Raw genomic sequence first — 14,544 nt, forward strand, 5'->3', positions numbered from 1 at the left:
GAGCACTATCGTGCATCAGCAGCGAATGACCGGAGGGTCCCGCACTGCTGCCGGTCGGCTTGGACAAAACCTTCTACCCATAACATGCTGGCCAAATACGGTCGTTTTTGTCCCTGTCAGTCCGGCCCTCACGAAATCAACTGGTTGTCTGGGACAAAAACCCGTCCCAATACTGAAGAGGTTTTGTCCGGGTTCTGTCCATCAGGACTAGACGATCTTGGCAAAGATTGTCATTCTCCTAAGAAGTGATCCGACGGAGGCTCAAATGGCGACGATGAATGTCTCGATCCCCGATCCCATGAAGGCCTGGGTCGAGGAACGTGCTCGTGGGGGCAGCTTCAGCAACGCCAGCGATTACGTTCGACACCTGATCAGGCGTGACCAGGAACGAAGCCAGGCGATAGGGCAACTTCAGGCAGCCATCACGGAGGGGCTGCAAAGCGGTGAACCACGTTCCTTTGATGCGACAGCCTTCAAAGCACGGATGCGCAGCAAGCATGGGGACTGAGCATAGCTGCACCCTGAGACTTACCTTCCGCGCTGAAGCCGACATGGAGGACATCTGGCTGCACGGGGCAGCGGAGTGGTCCCCAGAACAGGCAGACAGATACGTCGACGGAATTACGGCTGTCCTGGACCTCCTCTGCGCGATGCCGGGGATTGCCCGGAAGCGGCTGGAGTTCACCCCTCCGGTGCGGATCCACCCGTCTGGAATTCACCTCATCATTTACCGTACTGTAGGTGATCACCTTGATGTCCTGCGCATCCTTGGTGGTCGCCAGGATTGGCAGAGACTTCTGGAGATGCTGGAATGATCCTTGGGTATGCTCGCGTGTCGACTGTCGATCAGAACCTCGACAGCCAACGTGATGCCTTGGCTACCGCCGGTGCCGAGCGAATTTTTGCAGACACCATCTCTGGCACCGTCCGAGCCCGTCCGGCGCTTGATGAGCTGATGAAGCAACTTCGTGCTGGCGATGTGATCGTTGTCACCAAGTACGACAGGCTGGCTCGCAGCCTGAAGGACCTCCTTGAGCTCGTGGACCAGATCAAGGCCCAAGGCGCAGGGTTCCGTTCTCTGGCCGAAGACATCGACACGACCACGCCGGCAGGCAGGTTGGTGTTCCATGTCTTTGCCTCGATCGCCCAGTTCGAACGGGAGCGGATCTCAGAACGCACTAGAGAGGGCCTGGAGGCTGCTCGTAGGCGAGGCAGGGTAGGAGGACGGCCTCCCGCCCTGTCGCCTGCCCAGAGGGCCGAGGTGAGGCGCATGCGCGATGAAGAGCATCGCCCCTTGCCTGAGATCGCTCAGCTCTTCCGGGTCAGCACGAAGACTGTCCGGAGGGTGATCTGATTACCCAAGCCCACAGCGGGGCGCAGTAGGGTTGTTCGTAACAAGGCGCCAAACGAGATAGAGCCTATGCCCGGCCATCCCTCGCTCTTCATGGGGAACAGACCCGAGGCCAGCGCGCTTTCAGGCCGACAAGGTTGGTCTCCTAACCCCTCGTGGGGAACGGGAACGGGAACGGGGACGGCGCGGCACGCCCATCGCCAAGGGCAGCGATTACACCTCCTAACCCCTCATGGGGAACGGGGACCTTGCAGGTAAGCGGTCGCTGGCCCCCACTGTCGACTTAGCTTGACGGCTTGAAGTTCCACGGTAGCAGGTCATCGAGGCGGCTTTGTGGATGGCCGGTGGCGATCGCCGTGAGGGTGGCCTTCAGATAGGCAAAGGGCTCAATGCCGTTGATCTTGCAGGTCTCGATCAACGAGGCGATGCGGCCCCAAGCAACGCCGCCTTCGTCGTGACCTGCGAAGAGCGCATTCTTGCGATTGAGGGTGATGGGGCGGATCAGATTTTCGACCCTGTTGGAGTCGATCTCGATGCGCCCGTCGGTCAGGAAAGCTTGCAGCCCTTCCCAGTGGTTATGGATATAGGTGAGTTTTTCGCCCAACCGGGATTTGGTGGAGATCTTTCGGCGTTGCGCCTGCAGCCAGCCGCCGAAGGCGGCCACCAGCGGTGCGGTGCGGGCTTGGCGGGCCGAGAGGCGCTGGCCGGGCGAGACACCGCGGATGTCGGCCTCGACGGCGTAGAGCTCGGCGATGCGGCGCAGCCCCTCAGCAGCGATCTCGGAGCCATCGCGGTCGAAGACTTCCTTCAGTTTGCGCCTTGCATGCGCCCAGCAATGCGCGATCCGAATGGGGGCACCGCCCTTGCGGATCGGTTTGGTCAGCCGGTTATAGCCTGTGTAACCATCGATTTGCAGAATGCCATCGAAGCCGGTCAGGAAGGTCTCGGCATTCTCGCCTGCGCGGCCGGGGGCATAAAAGTAGACCACGCCGGGCGGGTCCTCGCCGCCCCACGGCCGGTCATCGCGCGCCAGTGCCCAGAGATATCCGGTCTTTGTGGTCCCACGCCCCGGGTCCAGCACCGGGGCCGTTGTTTCGTCCATGAACAGCTTGCCCGACCGTTTGAGATGCTCGGCCAGCCGGTCCACCACCGGCGTCAGATGGAACGCGGCCTTGCCCACCCAATCGGCCAGAACGGCGCGGTGCAGATCAAGGCCCGCCCGCGCCAGGATCTGGCTCTGTCTATACAACGGCAGATGGTCCGCATACTTGCTGACCAGCACATGGGCGAGCGTCGCCTCGGTTGGCAGCCCGCCCGTGATCAGGCGGGAAGGTGCTGGTGCCTGAGTGACGCCGTCGGTGCAGGACCGGCAGGCATATTTCGGGCGGACGGTGACGATGACGCGCAGCTGGGCAGGCACGATGTCCAGCCGCTCGCTGCGGTCTTCACCGATCTTGTGCATGATGCCGCAGCCGCAGGGGCAGATCAGGCTGGCGGGCTCGATGACCTCTTCGATACGCGGCAGTGCAGCCGGTAGGTTGCCGATATTGCGCTTCGGCGCGGGCCTGGTCGCCCCCTTGTCCGTCCTGGTGGCCTGCGTTTCCCTCGAAGCCTCGACCTCGGCCAACGCAATGGACAGGTCCTCGAAAGCCAGCTGCCGCTCATCCTCGGTCAGCTTTTCCGACCGCTTGCCATGCAGGGCATGGTTCAGCTCGGCGATCAGATGCTCCTGGCGTCTGGTGATGTCCTTGAGAGCCGCCACCTCTTCCAGCAACGCCTGAACCGCCGCGCGCTGCGCGTTGGGAATGGCGGAAAGATCGAGAACAGAGGCTGCGAACATGCTCTGATTTTATCAAGGATCTCCGGCAAAAACATGGAAAATCAGGCAACTGATTCATTCTGCCGCAGCAGGGGGGCGGGTTTCCAGAGCTTTGACCTTGCGCCAGTCGAGCCCGGCAAACAGCGCCTCAAACTGGGCATGGTTTAGCGCCATGATCCCGTCCTTGATGGCCGGCCAGGTAAAGGTTGTATCCTCCAGCCGCTTGTAAGCCATTACCAGACCGGTGCCGTCCCAATACAAAAGCTTCAGCCTGTCCGCCCGGAGCTATGCGGGATTTTGGGTGACGCGGCCTGATCAAGCGGCGCGGCTTTCGTTGGCGTCCTGCTCGGCGACACCGTCAGTGAACTTGACGCCTTCGACGACGAGAGGCAACTGGTTTGCGCCCTTCAGTCGTCGCCATTTCTTCGCTGCGGCCTGAACCAGCTTGAACACCATCAGCTTCGCTGTCTTCTGAGACAACGCGCCTTTGGTTCGGACGGTGCGATGGCGGACGGTCGCGAAGACGCTCTCGATCGGGTTGGACGTGCGCAGGTGGTCCCAGTGAGCGGCCGGGAAGTCGTAGAAGGCCAGCAGTGCCTCTCGATCCTTGGTCAGGCAGGCGACGGCTTTCTCGTATTTCACGCCATACTTCTCGACGAAGGTATTGACGGCGGTCTCTGCCGCCGCGCGGGTCGCGGCTTGCCAGATCTCCCGCAGGTCAGTCTTCACCGCCGGGTGCATCGACTTCGGAAGCTTGTTCAGGACGTTGGACACCTTGTGGGTCCAACAGCGTTGGTGGCGCGTGTCGGGGAAGATCTCATCCAGCGCCTTCCAGAAGCCAAGGGCACCATCTCCGACCGCGAGGTCCGGTGGCGCCGAGAGGCCGCGGGCCCTGAGGTCGACCAGCAGTTCATGCCAGCTCTGCGCGCTCTCGCGGACCCCAACCTGGAACCCCAGCAGCTCCTTCTTCCCTTCCGGCGTCGCCCCGATGATCACCAGCATGCACTCGGCCTGCGGCTCCATCCGGGCCTGCAGATACACGCCGTCGGCCCAGACATAGACGTAGCGCCGGGCCGAGAGGTTTCGGCGTTGCCAGCGGTCATGTTCTGCTTGCCACTCGCCCGTGAGCCGCGAGATCGCTCCTGGCGACAGGTTGGGCGCATCCGGACCGACCAGCGCGCTCAGAGCCTCCTGGAAGTCTCCAGTCGAGACGCCGCGCAAGTAGAGGACCGGAAGCAGAGCATCAAGGCTAGGCGAACGGCGCGCCCACTTCGGAAGAATGCGCGAATTGAACCGGATCTTGTCCTCCGGCGGCGCATCAGCTGCCCGGTCGCGCACCTTCTGTCTCTGCACCGGGATAGGGCCGATCCCGGTCTGGATGTTCCGCTCAGGGCCGGTGCCGTGGTGGACAACGCGCTGCCTGCCATCGGGCAGGCGCTCCTCAGCAAACTGCGCGACAAAACTCGCGGCCTCAGCCCTGAGTGCCGCTGCCAGCATCTGCCGGGCGCCGTCGCGTGCAATCTCGGTGAGTGGATCAACGACAGATCCGGGCTGGTGAAGCGGGGTGATCGTGATATCATCTTCCAAGGCGTATCGCTCCTTCGGGAGGTTCTGGCAGGCTTTGACACCCACCACGATACGCCGCCTTCTCAGACCCCATCACCCAAAATCGGCCATAGCTCGTCCGCCCGGCGCGAGCGGAACACGAACACCGTGCCGGTGAACGGATCCTTGCGCAGCACCGACGACACCAGTGCAGCCAGGCCATCATGCCCCTTGCGGAAATCGACGGGTTTGGTCGCAACCATGATCCTCACGCGGTTGGAGGGGAAGATCATGGGGTAGCCGCCAGGGCGCGCACGACCATGGCAATCCGCTCCGCCGAGGCCCCGACTTCCAGACGGATCACCACCGCGCCCGCGACGATCTCCGGCCGGGCCACGGCACCGACATCGGCCCGCGGCGCATCTTCAGCGGGGCCGAGCAACAGCGCCGCAAACTCCACCGGATCTTCAGGAGCAGGCAGCACCAGTCGCCCTTTCCGCGCCAGCGTCCGCCAAGAAGAGACATGGTTCGCCGGCACCCCGTGCCGCCGCGCAACGGTATTCACGGTCACGCCCGGCATCAGCGTCTCCGCCACAATCCGCGCCTTTACCTCATCCGGCCACTTCCGGTTCCGACGGCCTCGGCCGCCAGCCGGGAGAAGCTCCAATGCAGACTCCATGGAGAAACTCCGTCCCAACAATCATCACGATCCAATGAACCGATCAGAATGCCGCGCGGAAGGTGGGGGGCAGAGAACGCTTACCCTTGCAGGGCATCGGGCGCAACCTTGCCCAGTTCCTTCTCCTAACCCCTCATGGGGAACGGGGACCCATGCCGCCAGCGCGACAGATGCGGCCATGTAGGCCTCCTAACCCCTCATAGGGACCGGGGACCGGATCAACTACGCCACCACCGACGCCGCCTTCGTCCTCTTAACCCCTCGTTGGGAACAGTAATTTGGCTTCTTATCGAAGCACCCGTAGTTGTGGGCGTACTCCTAACCTCTCCTGGGAACGGGAACCCGGATCATCGAGGTAGCCGTCATAGACCGCCTTGATCTCCTAACCCCTTATAGGGAACGGGGACCGACTCGAACGCGGCCATGCAGGCCAACGAGACTCACTCCCAACCCCTTCTGGGAACGGTGACTGCTGCCGCCAGCGTCTACGCCCTTACGGGCTTGGTCGTCCTAACCCCTCATGGGGAACGGGGATTTGGTATCTGCTTGCCGCAATCGTCTATTATATGGACTCCTAATCCCTCGTGGGGAACGAGGACACGAAGTAGGCCTGGCGGGCGACGGGGCGCTGGCAAGGCTCCTAACCCCTCATGGGGAACGAGGACTCTGCCAGCATTACTGGACGAGCGCCAATGGCACCCCGCTCCTAACCCCTCATGGGGAACGAGGACCCCGTTCATCGACGCCCTGATCTCGGGGCTGGAGAAGCTCCTAACCCCTCATGGGGAACGAGGACCAGGTTCGAGACCTGCATGACCTGAAGGCCCCCGGTCTCCTAACCCCTCATGGGGAACGAGGACATGGTCGTCTCGCATATAGACCCTTCCATAGCTACGGCCTCCTAACCCCTCATGGGGAACGAGGACGCCATCGGACGCTGACGCGGTCGTGCATGTCCCCGCCCTCCTAACCCCTCATGGGGAACGAGGACCTGATGGCGGTCCTGCACGCCATGGGCCAGCCCAACACCTCCTAACCCCTCATGGGGAACGAGGACTCGATCAGGTCGTCCTGGTTGGGGTCGGGTCTGCCGAGCTCCTAACCCCTCATGGGGAACGAGGACCACGTCCTCGACGGATTTCAGGCCTGCCTCGCCGCTCTCCTAACCCCTCATGGGGAACGAGGACGCGTCCCGTTTTGCTGCGTTTCAGCCGCAGAAGGCCCCCTCCTAACCCCTCATGGGGAACGAGGACTTGGGCTGATGCGTGACATTATCCGACAGACGGCAGTTCTCCTAACCCCTCATGGGGAACGAGGACTCTATGCCGACCGGCATCTCGCCTCACCCACGAACACCTCCTAACCCCTCATGGGGAACGGGGACAGGGATCACCTGCGAGCCGTCATGCAGACGGATGTACTCCTAACCCCTCATGGGGAACGGGGACGTTCCGTCGAGCACACGACGTTGCCGTCCTCGGTCTCCTCCTAACCCTTCATGGGGAACGGGGACCCGGTTGCGAGAATGACCATGATGAGCCTCCAGTTCGTCTCCTAACCCCACATGGGGAACGGGGACCATCCATTCCTCGCTACATTCCGGCCCGCAAGCCTCTCTCCTAACCCCTCATGGGGAACGGGGACTCAAGCTGGCGGATCTCTGGGAAGAGAAGCTGGACATCTCCTAACCCCTCATGGGAACTGGGACTTAGCTTCCAGACCGGTGGCAAGATGATGAAGTTCCACTCCTAACCCCTCATGGGGAACCAGAACTCAAATCCATGAAGTTAACATGGCTGTGGGCTTCTTCCTCCTAACCCCTCGTGGGGAACGGGGACCGTCGCCATAGTAGATCCCGCGCGCCATGTTGTAGGCCTCCTAGCCCTTATGGGGAACTGGGACTGGCGGCCCAATGCTCGCGGGCGCCCTCCGTCTTGGTCTCCTAACCCCTCATGGGGAGCTGGAACGCGCTCTTTCTCCAGATAGACTAGGTCCTGCCCCGGCTCTTAACCCTTCATGGGGAACTGTGGCGGGGTCTTCTAGCCCCTCCCAATCGGTGTGAGTGGTCTCCTAACCCCTCATGGGGAACTGGGACCAGATAGCGGCGGAACAGGTCGGTGCCCATGGGGACTGCCTCCTAACCCCTCACGGGGAACGGGGACGCGCAGTTGCTTGTTGACGCCTTCCAGTCCGGTCTTCTCCTAACCCCTCATGGGGAACGGGGACTCCGCTGCTGCGTCGTGCGGCAGATACATGCCGCCGAACTCCTAACCCCTCATGGGGAGCGGGGACCTAGCCTCTGACGGGCCTCTCAGCGAAGCTCTATGCATCTCCTAACCCCTCAGGGGGAACGGGGACATGCCTTGAACTGAGTGGTTTCGCCCATTATGAGGGCCTCCTAACCCTTCATGGGGAACTGGGAGCCTTAATTTCCAACAATTTCAAAAAGCAATGTACCACGCTCAGGGGGAAGGCACCCGTTGCCTCAATAAAGACTATGTAGTCCCCTAGCCCGTACAGCAAGATCGAAGGATATCGTTGCTATTGACTGAATCGATGGTCCTTTCGACCGTTGGCACAATCCGGGTAAGCCGGATTAGCCGCTCGCCAATCTCCCGAGCAGTTCGGTGCTCCGCCCTAAGATGATCTTTTTCCGCTCTGCGCAAGATCGTTAGACAGCTTTCAACCAGACGGTCGGCCTCTAGAAGGGGTGTTTCCCCAACATGGGGAAGCAGGATCTCTTCGCGTCGGCGTACCCGCCGGTCATAGCTCAGGTCGCTCAAAGCCTGTTCAAGTGATGTGGAGATTGCCACTTCGATCCGACCGTCGTCGAGTGGCCTTGATGGCATGTTGGACAGCCGTTCATCCGAAGCCCAGATGTGCCATGGCACATTTCGGCGGTTTCCATCAGGATCGACAAGGGAGACAGCCGGAGAAATCATCCGGAGCCTCAACGCCTCCCGGAGAAAAGCCTGGCGCCATTTCTGGGCGGAATGCAGACTGATTTTTCCCAAATCACCGAGCCAAGCTGACATCGCTCCGGCTTTCTTTGGACGATAGTTCCTGAGCGTGTTCCGGATACCCTTGTATCCCCGCTTCACGAGCGCCTCTTCCATCGCGCACCAGAAGAGGGCGGCGGCCCAGGCCGCCGATTGTGGCATCTTGCGGAATGTCCCATCGACCTGATCAAGGTCACGCTCAGTCACGTCAAACCGCGCCCTCGTCGCGTCCAAAACGCAGTCGATGAAGCGATCAACGGGAACCACCGGGGCCTCTGTGAGCAACTGACGTCGAATATGGCTGAACCACCCCAGCTCCGACTTTTCTGACCTGAAGGAGGTGACGACGACCTGACCATCCATGTCACCCCGGGCCACACGACCGATCCTTTGGACGAAGGAGCAGGGGTCGTGCCCGGGATTCATCAGGATCATTCCGGCACGGAAGGTCACCCCCATTTCGACACTCGCTGTTGCGATGAGCACCCGGAACTTGAGCGGGTCCGCAGCTCGGCCCACCATGAAGAGCCCCTTCAGATCAAGATTGGTCGAGTCGTCAACCGAGCTGATTGCAAGCCGCTCCGCCCGGCCAATGCCAATCCCGTCGAACCAGGCTGCAAGTTCCTGTTTCGAGGTCTGGAGATCGCGAACGGAGTCGAAGATCAGGACCACCTGCCCCGCCTTGCTGTCGGAAGGGCGAGACAGGGTTTCGAGGATGTCCTGACGGCAAGCCTCTAGCGCCTCAACCATCGAACCATCCCGGCGGAACGTGACAGTGACGTCACCATGGATCGCCCGCATGCCAACCGTCTCCTCGGGACCACCCGTCACGACCATTTCCGCTTCCACAAGGATGCTTTCTCGTGGGATGCCGAAGTGAACGAAAGAGGTCACGAGATCTATCGGAGTTGCCGAAAGGAAGGTGAGCTTCGCTTCCGTGGCGTCCTGAGCCAGAAAGGTCGCGATCGCCATCGAGAGGCCCATGCCCCGGGCCTCGATCGTGTGAAACTCGTCGAATACGACATGGTCGAGGCGCAGGAGATCGACAATGGACTGCACATCGGCTCCGCCTTGGGTGAAAGCAGGCCTTAACAGGTAATGAGCCACACTTTCTGGGGTGGCGATGATCATGAGTCCCTCTTGCGGAAGACTCGCCTCCATCCGGATCTCCCGGATGCGGTGGCGGTTCACATCGGCTTTGGGATCCTCCGCCCGGATCCGGCGGCCCTCGTCAGATGTCCAAAGACCAACCCGCTCAAGAACCCGATCTTCCGTCATGCCGGCATCGACCAGGTCCTGACGGAGCCCTTCTGCAAGGTTCTGGGCCAGGCGCCGGGTTGGGACAATGAAGAGGATCCGTGCACCTCGTTTGCGCATCGCAACCTGAAAGGCATAGCTCTTGCCGGCACCCGTAGGGGCCGAGAAGATCCGGACCGGTGCCGGCGCGTCGAGCATCTGTTCCTGAAGAGGTGAAAGTCCCTCTGCCCCCACGGGAACAGCGTGCCGTGGGATGACGAATGAACACCGGTCTTCCTCAGGCATCGAAGACCCTCCAAGATCCGACGATGCGAGCCGCCTCCTCAAGTGGTTTCGGCTCTGTGAACTGCATGTCGTAGAGTGCGAAGACATCAACCTCCATCTCCGGGTCAGTGGCCGGATCCTGGCCAAAGAGATGGGCCGTGTGGGCGTTCAGGCGTACGGCTTTCACATCGGGCGCACGCTCCAGCTTAACGATCCCGCCGAGATGGCGACCGGTCCGGATAATTAGGTAATCGATTTCCCGGCCGTCTGCCTCGCTGGCCATGCGGAATGGATCTGGCCCAAAGATGGCGCCCTCGTAGATTGTGCCGGGGGCGACCTCCTGAATGTAGAACCACGTCTTGAGGTTGCCGGTGCCGGTAGCATCCATGATCTTCTTTTGATAGCCGCCCTCGGTGTCCAAGTTCAGCCTCTTGCCGAGCTGGGGCAGGAGAGACGGGTTGACCGCCGTGAACACCGACGCCATCCACGGCAGGACCTCCAGGTCCCGCCGGTAGTCCTTCACCCTTGGAAGAGCTACGGAGGACGAAAGCGCTCCCATCGCATTGGCAATCGCATAGCTCATGGATCGGTCTGCCAAGAACTCCGCAATTGTCGCCGTGCCCGAAGACACAGGAAGGCTGTGGTAGTGGAGCGGCGACAGGGTCGTCGCCCGTACCGGGGTGACGTCGGGCACAGTCATCAACTGATCCCTTCAAACCAGGCGTTGAAGTAGGACGAGATCTTGCCGGCCGACGCGAGGTAGCGGGTGCGCATCTCGGCATCGTCTCCCTCCAGTGTAGCGATCATTGCCTTCTGGCGGTCCGCAATCTCGCTGCCGGGGATCACAACTGGCCAAGCGTCCTCGACCAGTCCACGGATCGCCGTTGCCGCAGCATCGGCGGTCGAGATGTCAGCGCCGGCTGCATGCAAGGCCGTGATCATGGCATAAGGGCTCGCAAGCTCACGCTCGAAGCGGCCACCACAGAGCGCAACCACGTGGTTCTTCACATTGACCCCGTAGATCGAGGTCTGGCCGCCGTAGGCACCTGCAAGGCTGATCGCCAACAGGAGGTGCTCGAGGGCCTCGGCGGGAGCTGTACGCCCATTCAGCGAGATTGTCTGCAGAAGCAAAGTGCTAGGTTTCACGAAGTGCCGTTCGAAGATGTTCACCGACGGCTGTTTCGTTTCCGCATTGAAGAGGGTGCCATCCTCCGACGCTCGGTTGTGGAAGGTCCGATCGACTGAGCTGCCGTAGTCTTGCAGGGACACCGCATCAGAATACTGAGCCGCAGCCTTTACCGGCAGAAACTTGTTATCTTGTGTTGCGCTGTCGCCGAATACGAAGGTGTTCAGATCGAAGCGGTCGCCAGGCTTCTCGCCCTTACGAAGAACAGTCTTGTTCTGGGCTAGAGTACCGCCTGCGTTGAGGAACCGCAGGATCTGGAGGCCCCGGGCGCGCTCACCGAACTTGAACTTGTTCGCAACTGCACGGACGTGACGCTCGCCTCCAACCTCGATGTCAGTGATCTCGGCGTCGGCATTGCGGAAGGATGCCGGCGAGATGACTTCGCGTAGGACGAAAAGAGTCACGGAGCCTAGGTTCTTCAAGGCAGGCTGTGCGTATGTCTTGTCCTTGCCTTGAGCCTCGAACAGGAGCTCGTCGAGAGTGCCCAGGAAGGGCTTGATGTCAGTGATCGGCATGGTGATCCTCACTTACCGTTTTCGGTTGTTTCCAGGGACGGTGTTTCAGCGCCGGAACGGGGCCGGTAAGACTCCTCGGTGAAGGAGACCTGGTAGATGGCGAAGGCGATGCGGCGGTCCTTCGAGACCGGCGGACGGCTCCGGAAGGCTCTAGGCCAGACTTGGGTTATGAAGATGGTCGCCGCATCTTGCGCAGACTTCCGTGGAAAGGGGCGGTCACCAAACGAGCCTCGATGCTCAAGACGCGCTGAGCGATCAAACTCGGCCTCAAGCTTACCAGCAATTGCAGCGATCATTGCTTCTTCGGATGTCTCTCCAATCCGAACACAACCCTCCACGGCCTCAAGCGCGATCCTGAGCCCAAGGCTACGTTCGTTGTTGCTGGCGTCCCGCTTGGGTGCAGCCTGGACCCGCGCCATGGCACGAGCGAAGTTGATGAGCGCACTGTCCTTTTCGGCGTGCATTGCGTACTCCTTTTTGGCGATGGTCATGAGGGCCATGCGCAGACCCATCAAGGTCTTCGCACGATCGTCGGGGAGACGGTCCAGAATGAGGATTGCCTCACAGGTGGCGCCGAAGCGGGTTTCCGGATCAAGGATCCGGAGTGCAACCTCGATGCCGACGTTCTGCATCTCGCTGGCGCAGAGCTGCTCCGCGATCCCGAGAAGAAAAAGCGCCTGCGGAAGCTGTTCAATTCGAAAGCTGTTGCCCCCAAACGCTTTACGCAAGGCAGCCGGGAGGATGTCAAAGTGGACGAAGCCCGCCTGTGGCGAGGGCATTCCCTGGAAGACATGGACAGGGCGTCCAAGGCGAAGGGCAGACTCCATCATCATGCGGATGAGCGTGATCAGATCAGCCGTCCGTGCCGGAACGCCAACATGCCGGGCGAAGACTTTGCGCGCGCCATACTGATCCCGATCCACATAGACCTGTCGCCCGGATTTCAGGTCGAGGCGCATCAGGTCGAAGTGATTGAGATCCAGGAAGGCATCGCGGAGATCACTGCTCAGGCCTAAGGTGGCAAAGAGACCCATGGCCGTGGGCGAGGACACGTTTGCTGGAAGGTCTTTGGCAAAATTCCCAGTCTTTTCTGCCTGCATCGTCCGCAGACGATGCTCAGCAAAGGCGAAGTCCGACACAAGAGTCAGCGACTTGGCGCTCTCATGGGACTCGGGGCGTCCTTCGCGGCCGGAGAACGCACTAACATTGAGGCCCTTAATTCCAGACTTTTTATTGATGACAGCCTTGGCACTCACTGGGGCGTTGGTGAAGTGGCAGTAGCCGAAGGGTGCTCCAATTTCCGCATCCAGGAAGCGGCGCCGAAGGGTGGCGTCGAGCCATTTCCTGGCCGCTTCGATGAATCTACTGCTAGGGTCTCCGATCTTCTCAAATAGTCCGGCACGGTCTGCGCCATCACCGCAGAGCCATAGAGAAAGAAGCCCGTCAAAGCCGAAGACATGGTGGCGCAGATCGGGATCGCGTGCCCCAAGGGCCGCGATCCAGGCCGCGAGTAGCGATTGGCGGCTGCCTTGGTGTTTGGTCTCCACAACCCATTCCGGAACGTCAAATCCGAGTTCGCTGGCGAGGGTGACGAGCTCTTGCTCTCGCGTGGCTGCGTCCGGGACCCGGGCAGCCAAGACCCTAGAGGTAGGCTCGGAGCAGCCAAGCGCCATGACGATACATGCAGCGTCTTTCAGGATTGGCAGCCGGGGATCGTTCTCATCTAAAATGAACCATGGCTGGAAATGCTTGCTTCCCTTACTCGTAAACGTATCGATGCCGGACAAGGATGGCGCGAAGCCGAGATCTCCAAAGAACGCTGCCATAGCCTGCCGCCAAGCATCCTCGTTCAACAGGCGGATATGAACGTAGAGAGCCTTTGACGCCTCGCGGCTGTCATACCTGAAGGCCTCTTCGAGGTCAGAAACTTCAGCGCCGCTATCGAGGATATCCCTGCTACCCTTTGGGTTGATATCAGCACGGAGATCGAGGCGCAGGCGCTTCGAGGCCTCGTTCAAGGCCACCTCCATCGCCTCCTCTGCAACATCCTGCTGACATACCAGCAGCAACTCGCCGTCGTGGTGCACCTCGACAAGGGGAGGGCATCCTTTCCGGTCATAGACAGCCACCGAAAAGGCGCGCTGGAGTTCATCGAGAAGGAAAGGTGTATGCGGCGACCTCAGGCTAAAGGCGGTCCAGCCCTGCTTCAGGTCCTTACTGCGAAGGCCTTCGAAGCGCTCCAATTCGCCGACCACATCCCCAATGGGACGAGTTGTATCGAGGAAGATCCCATCGAGACGATCAGCAAGCCGAACGTAGAGGCTGTCCTTGGCCTCCTCTATCGGAAGAAGCTTCATCCCCGGCGCGATCATGTCACTACGGCTGATTTCTACGGCGTTGATCCGTGCCAGAAGCGTCTCTGCCGACATCTGGGCACCATAGCGGGTGAGAAAAGCTGCAATACCGTAGTGACTCATCAACTCCGCAATATGAGCTGCTGTCAGTGCTTCACTTTCCTTCCGAGGCAGATCGAGTATCTTGTCCGCATCGTGAAGGAACGCCGTAGCCATGATCCGGACGATGCGGACCGGCAGGACTTCCTCATGCACACCCGCTGCCCTCAGATCAATCTCGGCGAAAACGGCCGCACCTCGGGTCACGCTGGTGAGATGATCGAGAAGCGTCACGTTTCGGAATTTTAGGCGATCCTTGAAGCTCTCTCCTTCCACATAGCCGCCCTTCCCGGACATCATCATGAGACGCGGTGTGCGGGCTTCGATCCGCTTGCCAGCGGCGATGTCCTTCTGCTGAGTTACGGCGAGGGGACCGTTATGAGCTTCCCGTTCCGCTTCCGAGAAAACATGTTCAGCAATGACGGAGCCAAGGAAGTCCCGGAAGAGGCGGGTCGAGACGGGGATCATCTGGGCCT

General features: G+C 60.7%; 11 protein-coding genes, 1 pseudogene and 1 CRISPR repeat array. Of the genes and pseudogenes, 3 read left to right on the forward strand and 9 right to left on the reverse strand.

The features are described from left to right. The first annotated feature begins 265 nt into the window (after nt 1-265). The 3 genes from E4191_RS16550 to E4191_RS16560 are packed head-to-tail and all read left to right on the forward strand — an operon-like array spanning nt 266 to nt 1,354. Nucleotides 266-508: a type II toxin-antitoxin system ParD family antitoxin gene (locus E4191_RS16550; RefSeq protein WP_139615639.1), complete on the forward strand. Its 243-nt coding sequence runs from the start codon at nt 266-268 to the stop codon at nt 506-508. After that, nucleotides 498-815: a type II toxin-antitoxin system RelE/ParE family toxin gene (locus tag E4191_RS16555; RefSeq protein ID WP_139615599.1), complete on the forward strand. Its 318-nt coding sequence runs from the start codon at nt 498-500 to the stop codon at nt 813-815. The genes E4191_RS16550 and E4191_RS16555 overlap by 11 nt, the downstream gene beginning before the upstream one ends. Continuing rightward, nucleotides 812-1,354 (forward strand): recombinase family protein, encoded by a 543-nt coding sequence (locus E4191_RS16560; protein ID WP_139615600.1) that lies wholly within the window; start codon nt 812-814, stop codon nt 1,352-1,354. The genes E4191_RS16555 and E4191_RS16560 overlap by 4 nt, the downstream gene beginning before the upstream one ends. 280 nt (nt 1,355-1,634) lie before the next feature. Here the strand turns inward: E4191_RS16560 and tnpC are convergent, their stop codons facing one another. From tnpC to E4191_RS16605, 9 genes and pseudogenes are all read right to left on the reverse strand, one after another. After that, nucleotides 1,635-3,191, reverse strand: coding sequence for an IS66 family transposase (gene tnpC, locus E4191_RS16565; protein ID WP_139615601.1), 1,557 nt, complete (start codon nt 3,189-3,191; stop codon nt 1,635-1,637). Nucleotides 3,192-3,245: 54 nt separating this feature from the next. Further along, complete coding sequence (gene tnpB / locus E4191_RS16570; protein WP_139615602.1) at nt 3,246-3,440, reverse strand: IS66 family insertion sequence element accessory protein TnpB; 195 nt, start codon at nt 3,438-3,440, stop codon at nt 3,246-3,248. A 45-nt stretch (nt 3,441-3,485) separates the two neighbouring features. Further along, complete coding sequence (locus tag E4191_RS16575) at nt 3,486-4,757, reverse strand: IS256 family transposase (protein ID WP_135312179.1); 1,272 nt, start codon at nt 4,755-4,757, stop codon at nt 3,486-3,488. A 68-nt stretch (nt 4,758-4,825) separates the two neighbouring features. Beyond that, nucleotides 4,826-5,008 (reverse strand): annotated as a pseudogene (tnpB, locus tag E4191_RS16580) (IS66 family insertion sequence element accessory protein TnpB); the annotation flags it as partial. Then, entirely contained in the window at nt 5,005-5,310 is a 306-nt protein-coding gene (locus tag E4191_RS16585; RefSeq protein WP_231714332.1) for a transposase, read from the reverse strand. The gene E4191_RS16585 and the pseudogene tnpB (E4191_RS16580), both read right to left, overlap by 4 nt. Nucleotides 5,311-5,901: 591 nt before the next feature. After that, nucleotides 5,902-7,039: direct repeats of the CRISPR family, unit length 28 nt; unit sequence CTCCTAACCCCTCATGGGGAACGAGGAC. 862 nt (nt 7,040-7,901) lie between these two features. Beyond that, nucleotides 7,902-9,848 carry a DEAD/DEAH box helicase gene (locus E4191_RS16590; RefSeq protein WP_228461801.1) on the reverse strand — a complete coding sequence of 649 codons (1,947 nt, stop codon included), beginning with the start codon at nt 9,846-9,848 and terminating at the stop codon, nt 7,902-7,904. Nucleotides 9,849-9,927: 79 nt separating this feature from the next. Next, nucleotides 9,928-10,614, reverse strand: coding sequence for a hypothetical protein (locus tag E4191_RS16595; RefSeq protein ID WP_139615606.1), 687 nt, complete (start codon nt 10,612-10,614; stop codon nt 9,928-9,930). Then, on the reverse strand, nt 10,614-11,615 hold the full coding sequence (gene cas7d, locus E4191_RS16600; RefSeq protein WP_139615607.1) for a type I-D CRISPR-associated protein Cas7/Csc2: 1,002 nt from the start codon (nt 11,613-11,615) through the stop codon (nt 10,614-10,616). The genes E4191_RS16595 and cas7d overlap by 1 nt, the downstream gene beginning before the upstream one ends. Before the next feature lie 8 nt (nt 11,616-11,623). Continuing rightward, on the reverse strand, nt 11,624-14,536 hold the full coding sequence (locus tag E4191_RS16605) for a hypothetical protein (RefSeq protein ID WP_139615608.1): 2,913 nt from the start codon (nt 14,534-14,536) through the stop codon (nt 11,624-11,626). Nucleotides 14,537-14,544 lie beyond the last annotated feature (8 nt).

This window comes from Paracoccus liaowanqingii, assembly GCF_004683865.2.
GTDB lineage: Bacteria > Pseudomonadota > Alphaproteobacteria > Rhodobacterales > Rhodobacteraceae > Paracoccus > Paracoccus liaowanqingii.

What these genes read in the sequence shown, in the direction of transcription:
- E4191_RS16555 (WP_139615599.1), top strand. Translation starts at nt 498, where the DNA reads ATGGGGACTGAGCATAGCTGCACCCTGAGACTTACCTTCCGCGCTGAA.
- tnpC (WP_139615601.1), bottom strand. Translation starts at nt 3,191, where the DNA reads ATGTTCGCAGCCTCTGTTCTCGATCTTTCCGCCATTCCCAACGCGCAG.
- cas7d (WP_139615607.1), bottom strand. Translation starts at nt 11,615, where the DNA reads ATGCCGATCACTGACATCAAGCCCTTCCTGGGCACTCTCGACGAGCTC.
- E4191_RS16550 (WP_139615639.1), top strand. Translation starts at nt 266, where the DNA reads ATGGCGACGATGAATGTCTCGATCCCCGATCCCATGAAGGCCTGGGTC.
- E4191_RS16595 (WP_139615606.1), bottom strand. Translation starts at nt 10,614, where the DNA reads ATGACTGTGCCCGACGTCACCCCGGTACGGGCGACGACCCTGTCGCCG.
- E4191_RS16605 (WP_139615608.1), bottom strand. Translation starts at nt 14,536, where the DNA reads ATGATCCCCGTCTCGACCCGCCTCTTCCGGGACTTCCTTGGCTCCGTC.
- E4191_RS16590 (WP_228461801.1), bottom strand. Translation starts at nt 9,848, where the DNA reads ATGCTCGACGCGCCGGCACCGGTCCGGATCTTCTCGGCCCCTACGGGT.
- E4191_RS16560 (WP_139615600.1), top strand. Translation starts at nt 812, where the DNA reads ATGATCCTTGGGTATGCTCGCGTGTCGACTGTCGATCAGAACCTCGAC.